Source organism: Micromonospora sp. NPDC050187 (assembly GCF_044459745.1).
Classification (GTDB): Bacteria; Actinomycetota; Actinomycetes; order Mycobacteriales; family Micromonosporaceae; genus Micromonospora.
The window spans coordinates 119719-140553 of record NZ_JBITJH010000006.1; the positions used below are offsets into that span (position 1 = coordinate 119719).

The 20835-nt window shown below is 72.8% G+C and carries 17 protein-coding genes and 1 pseudogene; 7 read left to right on the forward strand and 11 right to left on the reverse strand.

Translation table 11 applies throughout. The features are described 5' to 3' along the window. Positions 1–4 precede the first annotated feature (4 nt). The 3 genes from ACIBJE_RS12170 to ACIBJE_RS12180 form a co-directional block, all read right to left on the reverse strand. Complete coding sequence (locus ACIBJE_RS12170; RefSeq protein WP_396747001.1) at positions 5–1156, reverse strand: ABC transporter ATP-binding protein; 1152 nt, start codon at positions 1154–1156, stop codon at positions 5–7. Then, positions 1156–2340 carry an extracellular solute-binding protein gene (locus tag ACIBJE_RS12175; protein WP_396747004.1) on the reverse strand — a complete coding sequence of 395 codons (1185 nt, stop codon included), beginning with the start codon at positions 2338–2340 and terminating at the stop codon, positions 1156–1158. Before ACIBJE_RS12175 ends, ACIBJE_RS12170 begins: the two co-directional genes overlap by 1 nt. Positions 2341–2889: 549 nt before the next feature. Then, positions 2890–3261 carry a DUF3499 domain-containing protein gene (locus ACIBJE_RS12180; RefSeq protein WP_396747007.1) on the reverse strand — a complete coding sequence of 124 codons (372 nt, stop codon included), beginning with the start codon at positions 3259–3261 and terminating at the stop codon, positions 2890–2892. A 198-nt stretch (positions 3262–3459) separates the two neighbouring features. On the opposite strand from ACIBJE_RS12180, the gene ACIBJE_RS12185 reads away from it, so the two are divergent. After that, a complete protein-coding gene (locus ACIBJE_RS12185; RefSeq protein ID WP_088980571.1) occupies positions 3460–3909 on the forward strand; it encodes a metallopeptidase family protein in 450 nt (149 codons plus the stop codon). 67 nt (positions 3910–3976) lie between these two features. Here ACIBJE_RS12185 and ACIBJE_RS12190 read toward each other — a convergent pair whose 3' ends face one another. The 3 genes from ACIBJE_RS12190 to ACIBJE_RS12200 all read right to left on the reverse strand — a co-directional run bounded on the left by ACIBJE_RS12190 (position 3977) and on the right by ACIBJE_RS12200 (position 8710). After that, positions 3977–4234, reverse strand: coding sequence for a WhiB family transcriptional regulator (locus ACIBJE_RS12190; protein WP_088980572.1), 258 nt, complete (start codon positions 4232–4234; stop codon positions 3977–3979). Between the two features lie 666 nt (positions 4235–4900). Next, positions 4901–7438, reverse strand: a complete 2538-nt coding sequence (locus ACIBJE_RS12195; protein ID WP_396747011.1) for a bifunctional FO biosynthesis protein CofGH — start codon at positions 7436–7438, stop codon at positions 4901–4903. Between the two features lie 183 nt (positions 7439–7621). Next, a complete protein-coding gene (locus tag ACIBJE_RS12200; protein ID WP_396747014.1) occupies positions 7622–8710 on the reverse strand; it encodes a hypothetical protein in 1089 nt (362 codons plus the stop codon). Between the two features lie 101 nt (positions 8711–8811). On the opposite strand from ACIBJE_RS12200, the gene cofD reads away from it, so the two are divergent. Further along, entirely contained in the window at positions 8812–9759 is a 948-nt protein-coding gene (gene cofD, locus ACIBJE_RS12205; protein WP_396747017.1) for a 2-phospho-L-lactate transferase, read from the forward strand. Beyond that, positions 9756–10847, forward strand: a complete 1092-nt coding sequence (locus tag ACIBJE_RS12210; protein WP_396747020.1) for a coenzyme F420-0:L-glutamate ligase — start codon at positions 9756–9758, stop codon at positions 10845–10847. The genes cofD and ACIBJE_RS12210 overlap by 4 nt, the downstream gene beginning before the upstream one ends. Before the next feature lie 70 nt (positions 10848–10917). Here ACIBJE_RS12210 and ACIBJE_RS12215 read toward each other — a convergent pair whose 3' ends face one another. After that, positions 10918–11907, reverse strand: coding sequence for an ArsR/SmtB family transcription factor (locus tag ACIBJE_RS12215; RefSeq protein WP_396747023.1), 990 nt, complete (start codon positions 11905–11907; stop codon positions 10918–10920). A gap of 353 nt (positions 11908–12260) precedes the next feature. Beyond that, the gene (locus tag ACIBJE_RS12220) at positions 12261–13304 is read right to left on the reverse strand and encodes a hypothetical protein (RefSeq protein ID WP_396747026.1); all 1044 of its coding nucleotides are present in this window, start codon (positions 13302–13304) and stop codon (positions 12261–12263) included. A 39-nt stretch (positions 13305–13343) separates the two neighbouring features. Here ACIBJE_RS12220 and ACIBJE_RS12225 point away from each other — a divergent pair, with 39 nt between their 5' ends. Beyond that, entirely contained in the window at positions 13344–13928 is a 585-nt protein-coding gene (locus ACIBJE_RS12225; protein ID WP_396747029.1) for an NUDIX hydrolase, read from the forward strand. Here the strand turns inward: ACIBJE_RS12225 and ACIBJE_RS12230 are convergent. Both ACIBJE_RS12230 and ACIBJE_RS12235 read right to left on the reverse strand, forming a co-directional pair. Continuing rightward, positions 13897–14988, reverse strand: a complete 1092-nt coding sequence (locus ACIBJE_RS12230; protein ID WP_396747032.1) for a mannose-1-phosphate guanylyltransferase — start codon at positions 14986–14988, stop codon at positions 13897–13899. The genes ACIBJE_RS12225 and ACIBJE_RS12230 overlap by 32 nt on opposite strands. 126 nt (positions 14989–15114) lie before the next feature. Continuing rightward, the gene (locus ACIBJE_RS12235) at positions 15115–16260 is read right to left on the reverse strand and encodes a glycosyltransferase family 4 protein (protein WP_396747035.1); all 1146 of its coding nucleotides are present in this window, start codon (positions 16258–16260) and stop codon (positions 15115–15117) included. A 162-nt stretch (positions 16261–16422) separates the two neighbouring features. Between ACIBJE_RS12235 and ACIBJE_RS12240 the strand changes: the two genes are divergently transcribed. From ACIBJE_RS12240 to ACIBJE_RS12250, 3 genes and pseudogenes are all read left to right on the forward strand, one after another. Further along, positions 16423–17103 (forward strand): TIGR03089 family protein, encoded by a 681-nt coding sequence (locus tag ACIBJE_RS12240; protein WP_396747038.1) that lies wholly within the window; start codon positions 16423–16425, stop codon positions 17101–17103. A 110-nt stretch (positions 17104–17213) separates the two neighbouring features. Then, entirely contained in the window at positions 17214–18023 is an 810-nt protein-coding gene (locus ACIBJE_RS12245; RefSeq protein ID WP_396747041.1) for a GntR family transcriptional regulator, read from the forward strand. 427 nt (positions 18024–18450) lie between these two features. Further along, a pseudogene (locus ACIBJE_RS12250) lies at positions 18451–18657 on the forward strand (helix-turn-helix domain-containing protein); the annotation flags it as partial. A gap of 168 nt (positions 18658–18825) precedes the next feature. On the opposite strand, the gene ACIBJE_RS12255 reads toward ACIBJE_RS12250, so the two are convergent. Then, the gene (locus ACIBJE_RS12255; protein WP_396747044.1) at positions 18826–20814 is read right to left on the reverse strand and encodes an acetoacetate--CoA ligase; all 1989 of its coding nucleotides are present in this window, start codon (positions 20812–20814) and stop codon (positions 18826–18828) included. Positions 20815–20835 lie beyond the last annotated feature (21 nt).

Here is a 20835-nt window from a genome sequence, read left to right on the forward strand (position 1 = left end):
CCGGTCACGGGGCCACCGTCACCGGCTCGTCGAGCGACGGGCTGCACCGGTCGGCCCGACCGGTGGTGCGGGGCAGCAGGAAGGCGTGCTCCGGTCGCCAGTACGCCACCACGGACGCGCCGACGGGGTACCGCCCGTCGGTGCCGTTGTTGGCCGAGAACACCGACAGGTCGACTCCCGCACCGGTGCGGACCAGGTACTGGGTGCTCACCCCGACGTAGGCGGCGTCGCCGACCACCCCGGCGAGGTGCTGGTGCCCGGCGGGGACCTGCTCGACGGCGGGGGCGAGGCGCAGTTTCTCCGGGCGTACCCCGAGGTGGACCGGCCCCCGGTCGACGCGGGCGCGGGCGACGGGCACGGTGAGGCGCGTGCCGTACGCGGTGACCGCGACCTCGCCCCGGGTGGGCCCGGCGGCCTCGGCGGCGAGCAGGTTGGACTGGCCGAGGAAGTTCGCCACGAACACGGTGGCGGGGAACTCGTAGAGGTCGGCGGGGGCACCGATCTGTTCGATCCGCCCGGCGTCCATCACCGCGACCGTGTCGGCCATCGTCATGGCCTCCTCCTGGTCGTGGGTGACGTGGACGAAGGTGGTGCCGACCTCGGTCTGGATCCGCTTCAGTTCGCTCTGCATCTGCCGGCGCAGCTTCAGGTCGAGCGCGCCGAGGGGCTCGTCGAGCAGGAGCACCTGGGGTTGGTTGACCAGGGCGCGGGCCAGCGCGACCCGTTGCTGCTGCCCGCCGGAGAGTTCCGCGGGGCGACGTCGCTCGTACCCGGCGAGCTGCACCAGGGCGAGCATCCGCTCGACCTGGGGGCGGACCTGGCGGATGCCCCGTCGGCGCAGGCCGAAGGCGACGTTCTCGGCGACGTCGAGGTGCGGGAAGAGGGCGTAGCTCTGGAAGACGGTGTTGACCGGCCGGCGGTACGGTCGCAGCCGGGTGATGTCCTCCTCGCCGAGGAGGACCTGTCCGGCGGTCGGCTCCTCCAGCCCGGCGACCATGCGCAGGGTGGTGGTCTTGCCGGAACCGGACGCCCCGAGCAGGGCGAAGAAGGAGCCCTGCGGGACGGTGAGGGTGAGGCCGTCGACGGCGGTGACGGCACCAAACCGCTTGGTCAGGTCGACCAGCCTCAGGTCACCGGCGGGTGTCTGGGTGGCCATCACGCCCCGATGACCTGCTGGAACTTCGACTCGTACGTCCTCTCCTGCTCCTCGCTGAGCGCCATGAAGACCGTGGACTTCGCGAGCATCGCGTCGTCCGGGAAGATCAGCGGGTTGGCGGCCAGTTCCGGATCGATCTTCTCCATCTCGGCCTGCGCGCCCTGCACCGGACAGATGTAGTTGACGTGCGCGGCGAGCTTCGCGGCGATTGCCGGCTGGTAGTAGTAGTCGATCAGTGCTTCGGCGTTGGCCCGGTGGGTGGCCCGGTTCGGCACCAGCAGGTCGTCGGAGTAGAGGATGGCGCCGGAGTCCGGCACCACGAACTTGATCTTCTCGTTCTCGAAGCCGAGCTGGATGATGTCGCCGGACCAGCCGATGCAGGCGGCGATGTCGCCCCGGGCCAGTTCCGGGGCGTAGTCGTTGCCGGTGAAACGGCGGATCTGCCCGCTCTCCACCGCGCGCTTGAGCGTGGCGAGGGCGTCGTCGAACTGCGCCTCGGTGAAGTCGGCCGGGTCGTGCCCCTTGGCCTGGAGCAGCAGTCCGATCGTGTCGCGCATCTCGCTGAGCGCGGTGACCCTGCCCTTGAGGTCGGGGCGGGTCAGCAGCTCGTCGACGGTGCGGATCTCCCCGGTGACGCTGCCGTTGTACGCCAGACCGGCGAGGCCGGTCTGCCACGGCACGGCGATCCGGTTCTCCGGGTCGAACGAACGCCCCTTCAGCGACGGCAGCAGGTTCGCCTGGACGTTGGGCAGCCGCGCCGGGTCGAGCTTCTGGATCCAGCCGAGCCGGATCATCCGGGCGGCCATCCAGTCGGTCAGCACGATGAGGTCCCGGTCGATGCTCTGGCAGCCGGCGAGCTGGTTGCGCACCTTGCCGAAGAACTCGTTGTTGTCGTTGATGTCCTCGGTGTAGGTGACCTGGATCCCGGTCTCGGCCTGGAACGCGTCCAGGGTCGGCCGCTTCGACTCGTCGGCGGAGTCGACGTCCAGGTACTGCGGCCAGTTGGAGAAGCTCAGCTTCTTCTCGCTGGCGGAGCGGTCCTCGCTGGCACAGCCCTCCTCGGTCTGCTGGGCCGCCTCGGTGCCGCAGCCGGCGAGGGCACCGCCCCCGACGAGCAGTGCGGCCGAGCCGAGCGCACCGGAGAGCAGGCCACGCCGGGAGACCGTCCGGGGGTGACTACGCATGTGACGGCTCCTGGGGGTCGTCGTCGGCGAGGGGCGAGGGGCGCGCCGGCGGAGGGGCCGGGCGATGGGTCGAACGATAATGGCATGCAAAACCCTCGGGGTACGCCAGCGGGTGCGCCGGCAGCCTGGAGCGCGTCGCCGACCGGCCTGAGCGCGTGACACGCCCCGCCGGACGGTGTCCCTCTGCCCTCGCTCTGGCCCCACCCACTCCTCGACGAGCGGTGGACACACCCGGCGACACCACCTCGTGCGGGCCCTTTGGAGCTGCCCCGTCTGCGCTACCGACTCCCGGACCATGCGCCGGCCCGTCGCACTCGGCACCACCCGCCAGCCCGTCACCCGACCAGCCCGTCATCCGCGTGGTAGGGCAGACGGGCGTGGTAGCACAGACGGGGCAGCTCCAAAGGATCCGAACCCCAGGTAGCCGCCCCCGCCGGGACGGTCGCCGCAAGACCGCCTCGACGAAAGGCGAGGGGACGGTGAGCACCTCCGGCCGCCCGCGCCCGGGCCCCCTCGGACCGCGCCGGTGGAAGAGAGAGCGGGGGTGGATCAGTGGGTGGGAGGGATGACGCGCAGGTGGCCCCGGCGACCGGTCTGGGGCGTCTGGGGCTGGTCCTGGTGCGAGTGCTCCTGCGGTGGGCGGGGCGCGGGGCGCGCGGCCTCGCGGACCGCCTCGGCAAGGGCCACCAGGTCGTCGGTGGTGGGCGGGGGCGGCTCGAACTCGCCCTCGTGCCGGACGACGTCCCAGCCCCGGGGCGCGGTGAGGTTCCGCGCGTGCGGTTCGCAGAGGTCGTACGTGTGCGGCTCGGCAAAGGCCGCGAGCGGACCGACGACGGCGGTCGACTCGTTGTAGACATAGGTCAATGTGGCGACCGCTTGCCGGGGGCAGCCGTTTCTGGAGCAGCGCCGTGATGACCTCACGTGCGGCAGGGTATCTCCATTACCGGGTTCGCCGCACTGGTTCACGGTGCGACACGCCCGTCACCGAGATCACAATTCGGCCGCCGGCGGCACCGACGGCGGGAGAGTTCATCGCAGAACGGGCGCGACACACCCGGGCCGGCGCTCCCGGGAGTGCCGGAGCGGCAGGCCAGCGGGGATGGGGACTACCCTTGCCCCATGACCAGTCCGGAACACCGCCGCCCCGGCTCCGGCCGGCGGGTGCACCGCGACCGGCACGGCCGGGGTCTGCGCGGGCGGCTGGTGCCGGCGACCGTGCCGCTGGCCCGGACGAAGGCGGAGGTCTTCGACGACCTGGTGCTGGACACCGTGGAGACGTTGGAGCGCCGGTTCGCCAAGGAACTGGCCGGGGTCGAGTTCGCCGTCGAGGACGTGCCCCCGGATCTCAACGTCTACGACTCGGACGTGCTGGAGGACGGGGAGGTGCCCCTCGCCCGGCTGTTACCGGGACGTCCGGGCCGGCAGGAGATCCCGCCGCGGATCGTGCTCTACCGGCGCCCACTGGAGTTCCGCGCGATGGACCGGGAGGATCTCGCCGACCTGGTCCACGATGTCATCATCGAGCAGGTCGCGAATCTGCTCGGGGTCGATCCCGACGAGTTGGCCTGAGTGGCCCGGCCCGAGGCCCCGTCGGGGGCCCGGACCGGGCGGCCCCCACCGCCCGGCACCGGGAACGTCAGGCCACCCGCCGCTTGAGCTTGCGGCGCTCCCGCTCGGAGAGGCCACCCCAGATCCCGAACCGCTCGTCGTGACCGAGTGCGTACTCCAGGCACTCTGTCTTGACCTCGCATCGGGAACAGATCCGCTTCGCCTCGCGGGTCGAGCCGCCCTTCTCGGGGAAGAACGCCTCCGGATCGGTCTGCGAGCAGAGCGCCCGCTCCTGCCACTCCGGCGCGTTTCCGAGCAGGTCGGCCACCTCAAGCTGGCCGTCCATCAGATGCCTCCTTGTCGCGCACCGGCGTCATCGCCGCTGCAACCCCCACGCGGAAAGGCGCGTTTGTCCCTCCGGTACCGATTTGCTGCGTTCCGTGTAGACAACCCCATTCAAATTACACGCGTGTAATACGTGCGCCGTCAAGCCGGACTTGATAATGGAGTCGTCCTCCCGACACGCTCCGGACGGCCATCCGGGCCGCCCGACCCCGCAACCTGCCCTATCGATTCAGACCCCTGAGGAGTAACGCCCTCTCCGGCGAGTTGGTCGAGATTTCTCCCGTGGCGCTCCACCGTCCGACCCGGACCAGGCCGCCGTCGGGGACGGCCGGAGAGCCCTCGCCAAGATCAGCGATCTTGGTGGGGCACAGGTTAACGCGACTTCCCCGGCACCGCCCGTCGAGCCCCGGGCAGCACCAAGGCTCCGTCCACCATGTGGACAGGAGGTGCCGGCCACCGCCCGTCGGACTGCACGCGAAAGCGAACTTTCCCTGCTCATGGTAGCTGGATCGATATCGATGGCGGCCGGGAAAACCTGACCGATCGCTCCATTTCGTCCCACCAAACGGTACGGACCGCCGCCGGGGAACGGGGACGACGAGTCACCCACCCGTCCTACCCGCCCCGCCGACGGCGTAACCGTCACTGGCCAGGAGCGGTTCACCAGTCAGGACGGCTGGCCGTAGGCCGTGGTCCGCCGCCGGGCCGGACGACCCGCCCCGGCGGCGATGGCGCGCAACTGTTCCTCGGTACGCGCCGACCCGTTGCCGGACCCGGCCATCCGGGAGATGGTCTCCTCCATCAACGTGCCGCCCAGGTCGTTGCAGCCGCCCCGCAACATCGCCACCGTGCCCTCGTCACCGAGCTTCACCCAGGAGCACTGAATGTTGTCGATCCGACCGTGCAACAGCAACCGGGCCATCGCGTGCACCACCCGGTTCTCCCGCCGGGTCGGCCCGGGACGGGCGATGCCGGCCAGGTAGATCGGCGCGTTGGTGTGCACGAACGGCAGCGCCACGAACTCGGTGAACCCGCCGGTGCGGTCCTGCACCCCGGCCAGCACCCGGAAGTGGGCCAGCCAGTGCGCCGGGTGGTCGACGTGGCCGTACATCATCGTGGAGCTGGACCGGATGCCCAGCTCGTGGGCGGTGGTCACCACCTCGACCCAGGCGGCGGTGGGCAGCTTGCCCTTGGTGAGCACCCAGCGCACCTCGTCGTCGAGGATCTCGGCGGCGGTGCCCGGAATGGTGTCCAGGCCGGCCTCGCGCAACTGTCCCAACCACTCCCGGATGGACACGCCGGCCTTCGCCGAGGCGGTGACGACCTCCATCGGGGAGAAGGCGTGCACGTGCATCCCGGGCACCCGCCGCTTGATCGCCCGGACCAGGTCCGCGTACGCGGTCACCGGCAGCTTCGGGTCGATGCCGCCCTGCATGCAGACCTCGGTCGCGCCGGCCGCCCACGCCTGTTCGGCCCGGTCGGCCACCTGCTCGACGGAGAGGCGGTACGCGTCGGCGTCCCGCTCGCGCTGGGCGAAGGCGCAGAACCGGCAGCCCACGTAGCAGACGTTGCTGAAGTTGATGTTGCGGTTGACCACGTAGGTGACGTCGTCGCCGACGGTGTCGCGGCGCACGTCGTCGGCGAGCCGGCAGAGCGCGTCCAGGGCCGCGCCGTCGGCGGAGAAGAGCGCGAGCGCCGCGTCGGCGTGCCGGGGATCGAGCAGCGCCGCCGGGTCGTCGGCGGCCAACCGCAGTCCGGTACGCAGATCCGCGTCCCCGCCCCCGGCGGTGGCCGCTGCGGTGACCCGGGTGGCGACCTGCTCCCAGTCGCCGTAGACGCTGTCGAAGTCGCCCCGCCGGTCGGCGGTCCGGCCGGTGGTGTCGATGGTGGCGTGCAGGTCGATCCGTCCGCCGTTCGCCTCCTCCGGTTCCTGCCACGGCCGACCCACCGGACGGGCCGCCTCGACGGCGAGCCCGGTCTCCGGGTCGGCGAGGGCGGTGACGTGCGGCGTCAGACGGGGGTCCAGCCACGGGTCACCGGCCCGGACGTACTCCGGGTAGACCGTCAGCCGCTCGCGCAGCGTGAACCCGGCGGCGGCGGTGTGCTTGGCCAACTCGTCGAGCTGCGGCCAGGGGCGCTCCGGGTTGACGTGGTCCGGGGTCACCGGGGAGACCCCGCCCCAGTCGTCGATGCCGGCGCGCAGCAGCAGGCCGTACTCGCCGGCGATGAGGTTCGGCGGGGCCTGGATCCGGGCCTTCGGGCCGAGCAGCACCCGGGCCACCGCCACCGTGGCGGCGAGGTCGTGCAGCTCCGCGTCGGGCATGCCCCGCATCGCGGTGTCCGGCTTGGCGCGGAAGTTCTGCACGATCACCTCCTGGAGGTGGCCGTACTCGCGCTGCGCCCGGCGGATCGCGAAGAGCGCGTCCACCCGCTCGGCGAGGGTCTCGCCGATGCCGATCAGGATGCCGGTGGTGAACGGGACCCCGACCCGCCCGGCGTCGTCGAGCACCCGCAGCCGCACCGCCGGTTCCTTGTCCGGTGACCCGAAGTGCGGGCCACCGGGCTCGGACCAGAGCCGGGTGGCGGTGGTCTCCAGCATCATGCCCATGCTGGGCGCGACCGGCTTGAGCCGTTGCAGCTCCGACCAGGTGAGCACACCCGGGTTGAGGTGCGGCAGCAGCCCGGTCTCCTCCAGCACCGCGACCGCGCAGGCGCGCAGGTAGTCCAGGGTGGAGTCGTAGCCGCGTTCGTCCAGCCACCGTCGGGCCGCCGGCCACCGCTCCTCGGGGCGGTCACCGAGGGTGAACAGGGCCTCCTTGCAGCCCTGTGCCGCACCCTCGCGGGCGATCGCCAGCACCTCGTCCCGGTCGAGGAAGGCCGCCGGGAGGCGGTGCGGCACGGTGGCGAAGGTGCAGTAGTGGCAGCGGTCCCGACAGAGCCGGGTCAGCGGGACGAAGACCTTCTTGGAGAAGGTGATCACACCGGGACGGCCGGCCTCGCGCAGCCCGGCGTCGCGGATCCCGGCGGCGACGGCGAACAGCTCCGTCAGTGCGTCGCCCCGGGCGGTCAGCAGCGCGACGGCCTCGTCGGTGTCCAGCGCCCGGCCGGTTGCCGCACGGCGCAGGGCACGGTGCACGCCCGCCCCGGTCACCGCGTCCGCCGTGTCCGCCCCGACAGTCGCCCCCGCCTCGGTGTTCTCCCGCATCCCACAACCCTATTCGGCCCGCTCCCCCGGCCGCGCCGTCCTCCCCGCCAGGTCACACCGGTCGATCCGGCAGGCGGACGGAACACCGGAGAGACGAGTCCGGGGCCGGTCGAGGTCCGGTGGGACGTCGACCGGCCCCGGACAGAGCCGGAACGGCGGCTGGGGTACGGGATGGACCGGAGGTCAGCGCGCCTCGGAACCGGGGTCGCGCGGAACGGCCTGGGTGCGGTCGCCGTCGGCGTCCGACGAGACGACCTGGGTACGGTCGCCGTCGGCGTCCGACGAGACGACCTGGGTACGGTCGCCGTCGGCGTCCGACGAGACGACCTGGGTACGGTCGCTGCCGTCACCGCTGGCCGGGGTCGGGGTGGACTCGGTGAACTGGCGCGGGATCGCCTGCGTCGGGTCGGCCGACGGCGGCTGCCCGAAGGGGGGCGCGGACGGCGTGCCGCCCGCCGGGGCACCGTACGACGGGGTGGACGGGGCCGCCGTGCCGAAGGGCGACGGGGTACCCGGCTGACCGAACGGCGGCGCCGACTGCGGCGGGGCACCGAACGGCGGCGCGGACTGCGGCGGCGCGCCGAACGGCGGAGCCGACTGCGGTGCGCCGGCGTACGGCGGAGCGGACTGCGGGTTCGGCTGGCCGTACGGCGGGGCCGGGTAGCCGGGCTGCGCGCCGTACTGGCCGGGCTGGGCCGGGTAGCCCGGGTAGCCCTGCTGCTGCTGTTGCTGCGGCCAGCCCGGCTGGGGCTGCCCGTACACGCCCGGCTGCGGCTTCGGCTTGGGAACGTGGTACTGCGCCCGCCACACCTTGTGCACCACGACCGCGGCGACCGCGAGGACGGCCAGGAGTGCGACCGAGGTCAGCAGGAGCAGGAAGGCGTTGCCGACCTCGCCCTCGGCGAGCTGGCCGATCACGCCGATCAGGAAGGCCAGCACGCCGAGCACGGCGCTCACCGCGTACTCGACCAGGGCGATCTGGGTGATCTGCTTGGCCTTCGGCACCGCCGGCTGGACGTGCGTGGCGAGCAGGAACGCCAGCACCGGCAGGACGATCGCCTCGACACCGAGGAAGGTGTGGACGACGCTCACCGCCCGGCCGGTCAGGGTGCTGTACTCGGACATCGGCACCAGCAGCCGGATCAACCCGACGAAGAGCAGCACCGCGTTGGCGCCGAGGAGCACGAGAGCGACGAGCTCCCGGAGTGGTTTGGTGTGCTGGGCGGCCTGCGGCGCGTCGGGAGTCGACGCGGGCTCGGCGGGGCTGGTCAAGGGGCTCCCCCTCTTCGGGCGATGTCGGACAGGTGCGACGTGAGCCTAGTCTCTCCGGACCATGCCCGAACGGGGACGCCACGTGCGCGAGGATGGTCGACATGCGCATCGTGGTTCTGGCCGGTGGCATCGGGGGTGCCCGATTCCTGCTCGGCGTCCGGGCGTACGCCCGTGAGGTGGGCGCCGAGGTGACCGCCGTGGTCAACGTCGGCGACGACCTCTACCTGCACGGACTCAAGATCTGCCCGGATCTGGACAGCGTGCTCTACACGCTCGGCGGGGGCGCGGACGCCCAGCGCGGCTGGGGGCGGGCCGACGAGACCTGGACGGTGAAGACGGAACTCGCCGCGTACGGGGCGGAGCCGACCTGGTTCGGCCTGGGTGACCGGGACATCGCCACCCACCTGGTCCGCACCAACATGATCAATGGCGGGTACCCGCTCTCCGCCGTCACCACGGCACTGGCCACCCGCTGGCAGCCGGGCGTACGCCTGCTGCCGGCGACCGACGACCGCCTGGAGACCCACGCGGTGGTCGACCTCGACGGCGGCCAACGGGCGATCCACTTCCAGGAGTGGTGGGTTCGCCACCGCGCCGAGGTGCCCACCCACCGGTTCGTCTTCGTCGGCGCGGAGAGCGCCAAGCCGGCACCCGGTGTCCTCGACGCGCTCGGCGCGGCCGACGTGGTGCTGGTCGCGCCGAGCAACCCGGTGGTGAGCATCGCGCCGATCCTCGCCGTGCCGGGGTTGCGGGAGGCGGTCGCCGACGCTCCCGGCCGGGTGGTCGGGGTCTCCCCGATCATCGGTGGCGCACCGGTGCGCGGGATGGCCGACCGGTGCCTGGCCGTGCTCGACGTGGAGTGCAGCGCCGCCGGGGTGGGCCGCCTCTACGGCGGGCGGGGGGCGGGCGGGCTGCTCGACGGCTGGCTGGTGGCCCCGGAGGACGAGGGGGCGGCCGTGCCGGAGGTGACCGTCCGGGCGGTGCCGTTGTGGATGACCGACGAGGCGGCGACAGCCGGCATGGTCCGGGCCGCGGTGGAGCTGTCATGAGGTTGGAGATCCTGCCGGTGCTCGGTATCGGCGACGTGGCCCGCGGCGACGACCTGGCCGCCCTGATCGCGACCGCCGCCCCGTGGCTGCGCGACGGTGACGTACTGGTGGTGACCAGCAAGATCGTGTCGAAGGCGGAGGGGCGGCTGGTGGACGTGCCGGCGGACGGGCCGGAACGGCTCGCCGCCCGGGACGAGGTGCTCGCCGCCGAGACCGCCCGGGTGGTGGCGACCCGGGGCACCACCCGGATCGTGCAGACGCACCACGGTTTCGTGATGGCCTCGGCGGGGATCGACGCGTCCAACGTGGAGAAGACCCGGCTGGTGCTGCTTCCCGAGGATCCGGACGCCTCGGCCCGGGCGCTGCGCGCGGCCCTGCGGGAGCGGTACGACGTGGACGTCGCGGTGATCGTCAGCGACACCATGGGCCGACCCTGGCGCAACGGCCTGACCGACGTGGCGCTCGGTGTCGCCGGGCTGCCCGCCATCCGCGACCACCGGGGCGAGATCGACCCGTACGGCAACGAACTGCACGTCACCCAGATGGCGGTCGTGGACGAGCTGGCCGGTGCGGGTGAGCTGATCAAGGGCAAGTGCGACCAGGTGCCGGTGGCGGTGGTACGCGGCTACCTCACCGGCGGCGGCGCGGCGGACGGGCCGGGCGCGCGGGTGCTGGTCCGGGACGCGGAGCAGGACCTCTTCGCGCTCGGTACCGCCGAGGCGAAGGTCGCCGGGATGCTCGCCGCCGCCACGCTCGACGACGGCGGCCCCGGCCCGGAGCCGGCCGACCCGGCCGCGGTGGGCCGGGCGATCGACGCGGTGGCCGGCACGGTCGCGTCCGGCACGGTCTTCACCCTGGTCACCGACGAGGAGTCCCGCGCGGTGCTGACGGCGGCCGTCCCCGGCTGGCCGGCGACGGCGACCGGACTGGTCCTCGGCGAGGCCCCCACGCCGGTCAGCCAGCCGGAACTGGTGCGGTTCGGCGCCGACACGCAGCGGCTGCGGGCCGCGCTGGCCGCCCACGGGGTGCCGTCGCTGCTGTTGCCGCCCCCGGCGGGCAGCACCGCCAGCGCCGCCCTGGCGATCTGAGCCCTCCCGCAGCGGCGGTAGCAGCCGCCGCCCGCCCGCCCCTGCTACCCCAACAACCCGGCTCTGCGGATCAGCCGTCGAGGACGGCGCGGCCGAGCGGCGTCAGCGTGTGCAGGACGGTGTTGCGGTCCCGGTGGCTGACCAGCAGGCCGGCGTTGCGCAGCACGGTGGTGTGCTGACTGACCGCCGCCGGCGAGATGTCCAGCCGGCGGGCCACCTCACTGGTGGTGAGCCCGTCCTCGCTGGCCTCCAGCACTGCCGCCCGGGTCCGACCGAGCAGCGCGGCGAGCGCCGTCCGGTCGTCGCCGCCGGCCGGCCCGGCGGCCGGGACGAGCGCGCCGAGCCGGTCCACCGGGTAGACCAGCACCGGCGGCCGGGTCGGGTCGAGCAGGGCCACCGGGGTCCGGGCGCAGAAGAAGGAGGGCACGAGCAGCAGCCCGCGCCCGTCGAGGTGCAGCTCTCGGCTCACCGGGTAGTCGGGGATCTCCAGAATCCCGGACTCCCAGCGCATCGTCGGCCGCAGGCTCTCCAGCAGCCCCTCCGCGCCGCCGTCGAGCATGGCCCGGGCCCGCCGCGTACGGTCCGCCTCCACGGCGGCCTGGATCCGACTCCAGTACGGGCGCAGCGCCACCGACCGGTACCGCTGCAACGAGTCGGCGAGGTGGTGCAGCGCCTCCGGCTCGCCCCGGGCCAGGGCGGCGGCCCGGGCGGGCAGCTCCCGTCCGCCGGCCAGCGTGGCGAGGTCCCGCCGGAGCAGTTCCGGCGAGGTGGCCCGGACCGCGTCCAGCCCGGCCTCGAAACCGTCCACGCTCTGGTACGGGGTGAGGAAGTCGGGGAAGTAGCCCTTCGGCGGGTTGAGGGTGAGCAGCAGGCGCAGCCGGTCGACGTCCTGTTCCTGGCGCAGCCGCGCGGCGACGGCGCGTCGCCAGCCGTTGACCAGCGGGTCGGCCTGGCGCTGCTGCAACAGGTGCAGGCTGAGGACCAGTTCCCACAGCGGGTCCGCCGAGGGTGCCACCCGGGTGCGGAGGACGTCCTCGCGGGAGAAGTGGATTGTCAGCATCGGAGCGCTCCCGTGGGCGCCGGACAGCGCTTGCCGACCGGCGACCGTCTGCACTGTACCGGCCGTGATCTCGGCTTTTAAGTGTGAGCTGAAAGGCATCGACGTCCGGTGGCCGCTTCGGCATGCTGGTGGCTGGCCGGGCGACGGCACGAGGGTCTGCGGCCGATCGCGTCCGCAGAAACGTCGCCCGGCCCTTCAACCGCGTGGCGCGGTCGGGCAGCCACCACCGGCGGAACGCCCCGCGCCGCGACGCCGTCGGGCAGCCGCCCCGCCGTCGTCCCGATCATCGTCCCGTCCCCACCGGTCGGCCAGGCCGGGCACATCGGGCAGCGCGATCGGTCGGGTCCGGCGGTTCACCCACGCAGCCAGAGCGCCACCCGATGGTCCTCGTCGGTGACGTAGAAGCACCGGCCGTCCGTCTCGGCGATCCCCTCCACGTGGTGGAACGGGGCGAGGTCGGCGACGAGTTCGCCGGGCACCAGGTGGGTCGGCTCCACCGGCAGCCGGAACCGGACGTGCCGGGAGGTCACCTCACCGCCGTGCGGGTGTTCGTCGAGCAGCACGGAGCCCTTGCCGAGCGCGTCGATGGAGCCGATGATCGCCGTGTAGCCGCCGTCGTCGGTCGGGGCGACGGCCCGGAAGCCGGTGAGCACCCCGGGCGGGGTCACCCCGGTCAGCGCGTACGCCCGCACGGCCCGGGGCCAGGCCCGGGGCTCGGCGAACATCTCCGCCACCCCGGTCACCTCGACCAGGATCGGTTCGCCGTCGCTGGTGACCGGGAAGCGCAGGCCGAGCAGGACGGAGCCGGTCGGGGTGAAGGCGGCGCCCTCGACGTTGAGCGGCAGGTCCCCCTCGGCCAGCCGGCTCACCCAACGCTTCTCCCGGGAGGTGCCCCGGGCCAGGGTCTCCACGATGAAACGGTTTCGGACCTGCTCCCCCGGCGGAAGGGTCGCCAGGTCGGCGACGGCGAGCGCGTCGTTGAGCACCCGGTGCAGCCGGAACGAGTTGCGGACCACCCGCACCGGCACCGGGCCGTCGGCCGCCGCGTCGTCCTCGCGGAACCGGGCGACGAAGGCCCGGCGGGGACGCAGCGGTCCGCCCTTGGAGCCGAAGTGCGAGCCGAAGACGTAGACCCAGCCGTCGTGGTGGGCCAGGGCCTCACCGCCCTCGGTGCGGCGGTTCTCCACCCCGGCGTCGGCGCGCACGTGCTCGGCGGTCCACTCGCCGTCCTCCCGTTCGAGCAGCAGGGCCAGGCACTCCTCCACCGGCCCCTCGTCCAGCACGGTCCAGAAGCCTCGGCGCGCCCCGTACCGGCGCAGCAGCGCGGCGGAGCGGACGGGCAGCAGATCGCTCGCCTCGTTGCCGGCGACGACGAATTCCAGCAGCTCAAGTGTCACCCGGCCAGGGTAGAGACCGGGTGCTCGTAGAGTGTCCGGATGTCCGACGCCCCTGCCGACACCGCCGCCCTGCACGCCGACGCCGTCGCCGTGCTGACCCGCTGGGAACCGACCAGCCCCGCCGCCGCCGAGGCCCGCGACCGTACGCTGGCGCTGCTCGCCGCCGGGCCGGTGGCGGTGACCCGGGCGCACCGCCCCGGCCACGTCACCGCGAGCGTGCTGATCGTCGACGCCACCGGCGAGCGGCTGCTGTTCTGCCTGCACGGCAAGTTCAAGCAGTGGGTACAGCTCGGCGGCCACTGCGAGCCGACCGACCGGACGCTGGCCGGTGCCGCCCTGCGCGAGGCGACCGAGGAGTCCGGCATCGCCGGCCTGCGGATCGACCCCGTCCCGATCGACGTGGACATCCACCCGGTGCCCTGCCAGGGCGGCTCGTTCCACCACGACGTCCGGTTCGCGGTCGTCGCCCCGCCCGGCGCGGTGGAGCAGGTCAGCGACGAGTCCGAGGCGCTGGGCTGGTTCCCGCCGGACCGGTTGCCCACCCCCCGGCTCAGCGGGGTCGACCAGCTGCTCGAACCGGGGCTGGCCGTACTCAGACGTGGCCTTCTTCGCCCCGCTCCTTGAGTTCGTCGACGAGCTTCTTGACGTCCTGGGCCCGGTCGCGGGGGCAGACCAGCACCGCGTCGTGGGTGTCCACCACGATCAGGTCCCGGACGCCGAGCGCGGCGACCAGCCGACCGGACTGGGCGACCACCACCAGGTCATCGGTGTCGTGCAACAGCACTCCGGGCTTGGTCTCGCCGCCGAGCACCACGTTGCCACGACCGTCGGCCGGAAGCACCTCGCCGAGGGTGTGGAAGTCGCCGACGTCGTTCCAGCCGAAGTCGCCGGGAACGGTGGCGACCCGTCCAGCGGTGGCCGCGCCCTCCATCACCGCGTAGTCGACGGAGATCTTCGGCAGGGTCGGCCAGACCGTGCCGAGCACGTCGTCCTGCTCGGGGGTGCCCCAGGCGGCGGCGATGGCGGTGATCCCGGCGTGCAGCGCGGGCTGCTGCCGGGCCAGCTCGGCGAGGAAGACGTCCACCCGCCAGACGAACATGCTCGCGTTCCACAGGTGCCGGCCGGAACGGAGGTACGCCTCGGCGACCGTGGCCTCCGGCTTCTCCTTGAACTCGGCGACCGGGCGCAGCGGCCCGCCGTCGACCGGGTCGCCGGTCTCCAGGTAGCCGTAGCCGGTCTCCGCCCGGGTGGGGGTGATCCCGACCGTCATGAGCAGGCCCCGCTCCGCGCCACGGACCGCCTCGCGGACCGTGTCCGCCCAGCGGTCCGGCTGCCCGATCAGGTGGTCCGCCGCGAACGATCCCATCACCGCGTCCGGGTCGCGTTCCGCGATCACGGCGGCGGCGAGCGCGATGGCCGCGCACGAGTCCCGGGGCGAGGGCTCCACCAGGATGTTCTCCTCCGGCAGGCCGGTGAGCTGCCGGGCCACCGCCGCGACGTGCGCCGCCCCGGTGACCACGAGGGTCCGCTCGGGTGTGGTGAGCGGCGCGAGACGGTCCACGGTGGCCTGGAGCAGCGACCGGGTGGAGCCGGTGAGCGGGTGGAGAAACTTGGGATGCCCGGCACGGGACAGCGGCCACAACCTCGTGCCGCTGCCTCCCGCCGGAATGACGGCGTAGAGCATCAGCACATCATGCCCGAACCAGCACGGGACGGACGCCTGCCGCACCGGCGGCCTCCCGTCCCGGGCTCACCGGTCCGTTCCACCGGACGCACCCGCGCGGACGCGTCACTGGGCCGGACGGACCGGTCAGGACCGGGCCCGGCTCCACGCCGCGATGTGCACCTCGGCGCTGGACTCCCAGGTGAACTCCTTGGCGCGGTCGAAACCGGCCTTCGCCAACGCCAGCCGGCGGGACTCGTCGTCGAGCAGGGCGGCCAGGTCGGTGGCGATCTGGTCCGGGTCCTCGCTGGTGTAGGCGACCGCGTCGCCGCCCACCTCGGGCAGGGAGAGCCGGGGCGTGGTCAGCACCGGGGCGGCGCAGGCCATCGCCTCCAGGATCGGCAGACCGAACCCCTCGCCGTACGACGGGTAGGCGGCGACCAGCGCCCCGCCGAGGAAGCCGGGCAGGTCGGCGTAGCGCAGATAGCCGGGGCGGAGCAGGCGCAGGTGCGCCGGGGCCTCGGCCACCGCGCGGTCGATGTCGTCGTCGTGTCCCTGGCCGCCGGCCACCACCAGGGCCGGCGGGTCGGTCCGGTCGGCTACCGCGCGGACCCAGCCCCGGATCAGGTTGGGGACGTTCTTGCGCGGCTCCTTGGCCCCGAGGAAGGCGACGTAGCTGCTGGAGCCGAGGCCGAGCCGGGCGCGGACGCGGGCCTTCTCCTCGTCGCTCGGGGCGTGGAAGGCCGAGTGGTCGACACCGTGGTACGCCACGTCGATCCGGGTCGGGTCGGCGTCGAGGAGGCGGATCAGCTCGTCGCGGGTCGCCTTGCTCGGCACGATCACCCGGCTGGCGCGCCGCAGCGACGTCTTGATCGCGCTGCGGAAGAAGGTGCGCCGGGACTTGTCGTAGTGCTCCGGCTCGGTGAAGAACGTGGCGTCGTGCAGGGTCACCGTGACCGGGCAGCCGGCCCGCAGCGGGCAGGTGTAGAAGGGCGAGTGCAGCACCTGCGCGCCGACCTGCTGGGCCAGCAGCGGCAGGCCGGTCTGCTCCCAGGCGAGCCGGGCCGGCCGGTGGGCCACGGCGGCCGGGGCGGGGATGACCTCGGCACCGGGCAGCATCCGGGCGTAACGCTCCTGGTCGGTGCGGAGGCTCACCACGGCCAGGTCGACACCCGAGCCGGTGACCTTGCCGAGGGCGCCGAGCAGGCCATCGACGTATCTTCCGACGCCCCCACGATCAGCGGGGACACTCGTGGCGTCGATAAGCACGCGGGGCGGGCGACCGGCGGTCACGGGGCAACTCCTTTGTGGGGAAGAACACTTGGCGCTTCTGTGGCAAACAACACTCGGTGCAAGCCTACGCCGCCCGCCGCCTGGTGCGGTGACGGCGACCCGACCCTCGACCTGTCTCGAGTTGGCATCGAGTGGGCACGACGCTCGGCGTATCGTTCGCCCGTGGCCGACGACATTCCCCGGGTCTTCGCCGACGCGATCGCGGCCGACCCGACCCGCCCCCTGCTGACCTGGTACGACGACGCCACCGGTGAGCGCACCGAACTCTCCGGCGCGACATTGGCGAACTGGGTGGCGAAGACCGCCAACCTGCTCGTCGACGACGTGGCCGCCGGTCCCGGAAGCGCCGCCGGCGTGTTGCTCCCCCCGCACTGGCAGACCGCCGCCGTGCTGCTCGGCTGCTGGTCGGCCGGATTGACGGTGGCCGAGGGGCCGGGGCCGGTGGACGTGCTGTTCGCCGCCGCCGACCGGGTGCCCGAGGCGGACGCCTGGTCGGCCGGGGAACGCTACGCGCTGGCGCTCGCCCCGTTCGCCCTCCCGCTGCGCGAGGTGCCGGCCGGCTTCGCCGACTACGTGGTCGAGGTCCGCGTCCATGGGGACCACTTCTCCCCGTACCCGGGCGGAGGTGCCGACCTGGTGGCCCGCGCGGCGAAACGCGCCGGCGAACTCGGCCTCGCCCCCGGTGACCGCGTGCTGGTCGACGCGGCCCGGCACCCGGACCCGGTGGACTGGCTGCTCGCCCCGCTGAGCGTGGGGGCGAGCGTGGTGCTCTGCGGCAACCTCGACCCGACCCGCCTCGACTCCCGCGCGGCGTCGGAGAAGGTCACCCGCTCCCTGGCCTGACGCCGGGACGCTTTCGGGCCACAGGTCGGCCATTCACGGTTCCCGCCGTGGGCGACGGTGTCGCGACCAGGCCGCAAGTAGCCTTCCGTCAGGCGACAGTTGGAGATCCGATGGACGACGCGAGCGACCCGAAGACGAAGCACAGCGCCGAAACCTTCGCCGCCGAACTCAGGCGCAGGATCAGGGAGGGCGTCGAAGGCTACGGGGCCGGCGCGAAACTGCCCACGCTTCGGGAGTTCGCCGCCAGCGAAGAGGGCGTGGCACGCGGTGTCGCGGAGAAGGCGATCGACCGCCTGCGCGCCGAAGGACTGATCGAGTCGCGCCGGGGCTCCGGCAGCTACGTGCGGGCGGGCCGCATCCCTCGAACCTCGCCAGGCCGGTTGTCGCAGGAGCAGTGGGGGCGTGGGCTGTCGATCCAGGCGCACGACACCGAGAATCCACCACAGGTGGTAGATGTCACGGTGGGCGATGTCGTGCCGCCGCCGCAGGTAGCCGACGCTCTCGGGGTGCGGCCTGGCGAGGTGGTGTTGTCAAGGTATCGGCGGTACGTACGGAATCGACGCTCGGTCCAGCTCGCCACCGCTTATCTTCCGACAGACCTGACCCGTGGCACGCGCATCGAGCACACGGACACCGGACCCGGCGGCACGTTCGCCCGACTTGCCGAGCAGGGTTTCGGGCCGACGCAGTTCGTGGAGCGGGTCATCAGCCGCGCGCCCACGCCCGAGGAGATCGACGGGGTGGAGGGCCAGGAAGGGCTGGGTCTCCGCCGGGAAGGCAGCTTGATCTTCGAGATCACGAGGTACACCTATGCGGGCGACCGCTGTGTCGAGGTGTCGGTGATGGTGCTCGACGCCGAGGCGTACGAGCTGGTGTACGTCCTGCCGGCCGGGAAGGAAGACAACCCAAAGAAGAAGTGACAGCAGAGTGCTTGATTGTCTGCAGACAATCCATCATGGTTAGTCCTGCAAGGAAAAGCCCCCGCGCCGACCGGATTCTTTGGCGAGAGCAGGTCAGCGCGAGGGCCCACGGAACCAACTTCATGCAGGAGTGGCCCCATGCAGCAGAGTACTGCCGCGCGCCCGCAACCCGACATCCACGCCCGAGTGCGCTATGCGTCTCTCTCGCAGGTCGCACCCGACAGCGACCGCACGCCGAACCTCGCAACTGCCACAGGTGACACTCGCTTCCCGGATCTGGCCCGAAGCACGTGCTCGGGGTCTCGTTGATGGTGCTCGGCGCGTTGGTGCTGGGGTTCCTGATCGGACTCTTCACGTTCCGGGTCAAGTCCCGGTGGTGCCCGCGCTGCGGGCACTCCACAGAGGTTCTGCGCCGGGCGGTCCGGCGGTGAGCGCGCAGGGCCGCCAGGACGGTCACCGGGAGCTGCCGATCGGGCGGCGGGTAGCACAGTTGCGGGTACGCCGGGGCATGAGCCAACAGGTCCTCGCCGACCGGATCGGCCGATCCAAGAGCTGGATCGACAAGGTCGAGCGCGCCCCCGCCGAGATCCGACTCCGACCCGCTGCCCACACCGCGCTCACCGCTGTCCTGCGTGCCGGCCCCACCCCGGCCGACGTCACCCGCCTCGCCACCACCATCGGCCTGACCCAGGCCTGACCGCAGCGACAAGTATCAGCGGCGGCGAGTTTGGCGATCTCGCGGTGTCGGCTCAGCGGGACACCGGGTTATCGGCGGAACGGTCCAACAGCGCGTCGGGCTGACTCAGCCGACGGCCGCGTCCTCGTCGCTCGCGCGGCGCTGGGCGAACGCGGCGAACGCGGTCAGCGACTCCGGGTTCGCCAGGGCCCCCTTGGCGGCGGCGGAGTCCACCGGCGTACCGGTGAGGATCTTCTTGACCGGCACCTCCAGCTTCTTGGCCGACAGGGTGCGCGGCACCGCCCGCACCTGGTGGATCTCGTCGGGCACGTGCCGGGGCGAGAGCGCGGTCCGCAGCTCGCGGGCGACCTTCTTGCGCAGGGTGTCGTCCAGCTCCAGCCCCTCGGCGAGCACCACGAAGAGCAGCAGCTCGCCGGGGCCGCCGTCGGCGTCCTCCAGGTGCACCACCACCGAGTCGACGACCTCGTCCAGCCCCTCGACCACGGAGTAGAACTCGGCGGTGCCGAGCCGGACCCCGCCCCGGTTGAGGGTGGCGTCCGAGCGGCCGGTGATCACACAACCGCCCCGGGAGTTGACGGTGATCCAGTCGCCGTGCCGCCACACGCCCGGGTAGAAGTCGAAGTACGCCTCCCGGTAGCGCCGGCCGTCCGGGTCGTTCCAGAACCCGACCGGCATGCTCGGCATCGGCGCGGTGATGACCAGCTCGCCCAGCTCGCCGATGACCGGGGTGCCGTCGGCCGACCGTGCCTCGACCTTCGTGCCCAGCGCGCGGCAGGCGATCTCCCCCGCGTGCACCGGCAGCAGCGGCACGCCACCGACGAAGCCGGTGCAGACGTCCGTGCCGCCGGAGAGCGACTGGAGTTGGAAGGTGTCGCCGACGGCCTCGTACACCCAGGTGAAGCCCTCGGGGGGCAGCGGCGCGCCGGTGGAGCCGAGCCCGCGCAGCGCGGAGAGGTCGGCGATCTCCTTCGGCACCAGACCGGCCTTGCGGCAGGCCAGCAGGAACGGCGGCGAGGTGCCGAGGTACGTCATGCCGGTCTCGGCGGCCAGCCGCCACAGCGCGCCGAGATCCGGGTGACCCGGGTTGCCGTCGAAGAGCACGATCGTCGCGCCGACCGCCGGACCGGAGACGAGGAAGTTCCACATCATCCAGCCGGTGGTGGTGAACCAGAAGAACCGGTCGCCCGGACCGAGGTCGTGGTGCAGGGCGAGCATCTTGAGGTGTTCCAGCAGGATGCCGCCGTGGCCGTGCACGATCGGTTTGGGCAGACCGGTGGTGCCGGAGGAGTAGAGCACGTACAGCGGATGGTCGAAGGCCACCGGGGTGAAGGTCAGCGGCTCGTCGGTGTCGGCGGCCAGCTCGGCCCAGCCGATCGCCCCCTCCGGTGGCGGACCGGCCGGGTCGAGGTACGGGATCGCGACGGTGTGCCGCAGCGACGGCAGGGCGGCCCGGATGGCGGCCACCTCACCCCGCCGGTCGACCGGCTTGTCGCCGTACCGGTAGCCGTCCACGGCGACCAGCACCGTCGGCTCGATCTGCTGCCAGCGGTCGGTGACGCTGCGGGTGCCGAACTCGGGCGCGCAGGAGGAGAAGACCGCGCCGAGGCTGGTGGTGGCGAGCATCAGCACGAACGTCTCGGGGATGTTCGGGGCGTACGCGGCCACCCGGTCGCCGGTGCCGACGCCGAGCCGGCGCAGCCCGGCCGCCACCCGGCGGACCTGCTCGCGCAGGTCGGCGGCGGTCAGCGTCTCCGGGGCGCGGGTCTGCCCGTGCGCGATCACGACCGGGTCGTCGTCGGCCAGGCCGGGCATCCGCAGCACGTGCTCGGCGTAGTTGAGGGTGGCGCCGGGGAACCACCGTGCCCCCGGCATGGTGGCGTCGGCCAACACATCGGTGGCCGGAGCGTGGGCGATCACCTGGAAGTAGTCCCAGACCGAGCCCCAGAACGCCGACAGGTCGGTGACCGACCACTGCCACAGCTCGGCGTAGTCGGTGAACTCCAACCCCCGGTGCGCCCGCAGCCAGCGCAGGTAGTCACCGATCCGCGACCGCTCGAGCACGTCCGCCGGCGGCGTCCAGAGCACGTCACCCACTGCGCAACCTCCCTGCCGCCC

What these genes read in the sequence shown, in the direction of transcription:
- ACIBJE_RS12170 (WP_396747001.1), bottom strand. Translation starts at nt 1,156, where the DNA reads ATGGCCACCCAGACACCCGCCGGTGACCTGAGGCTGGTCGACCTGACC.
- ACIBJE_RS12175 (WP_396747004.1), bottom strand. Translation starts at nt 2,340, where the DNA reads ATGCGTAGTCACCCCCGGACGGTCTCCCGGCGTGGCCTGCTCTCCGGT.
- ACIBJE_RS12185 (WP_088980571.1), top strand. Translation starts at nt 3,460, where the DNA reads ATGACCAGTCCGGAACACCGCCGCCCCGGCTCCGGCCGGCGGGTGCAC.
- ACIBJE_RS12190 (WP_088980572.1), bottom strand. Translation starts at nt 4,234, where the DNA reads ATGGACGGCCAGCTTGAGGTGGCCGACCTGCTCGGAAACGCGCCGGAG.
- ACIBJE_RS12195 (WP_396747011.1), bottom strand. Translation starts at nt 7,438, where the DNA reads ATGCGGGAGAACACCGAGGCGGGGGCGACTGTCGGGGCGGACACGGCG.
- cofD (WP_396747017.1), top strand. Translation starts at nt 8,812, where the DNA reads ATGCGCATCGTGGTTCTGGCCGGTGGCATCGGGGGTGCCCGATTCCTG.
- ACIBJE_RS12210 (WP_396747020.1), top strand. Translation starts at nt 9,756, where the DNA reads ATGAGGTTGGAGATCCTGCCGGTGCTCGGTATCGGCGACGTGGCCCGC.
- ACIBJE_RS12215 (WP_396747023.1), bottom strand. Translation starts at nt 11,907, where the DNA reads ATGCTGACAATCCACTTCTCCCGCGAGGACGTCCTCCGCACCCGGGTG.
- ACIBJE_RS12225 (WP_396747029.1), top strand. Translation starts at nt 13,344, where the DNA reads ATGTCCGACGCCCCTGCCGACACCGCCGCCCTGCACGCCGACGCCGTC.
- ACIBJE_RS12230 (WP_396747032.1), bottom strand. Translation starts at nt 14,988, where the DNA reads ATGCTCTACGCCGTCATTCCGGCGGGAGGCAGCGGCACGAGGTTGTGG.
- ACIBJE_RS12245 (WP_396747041.1), top strand. Translation starts at nt 17,214, where the DNA reads ATGGACGACGCGAGCGACCCGAAGACGAAGCACAGCGCCGAAACCTTC.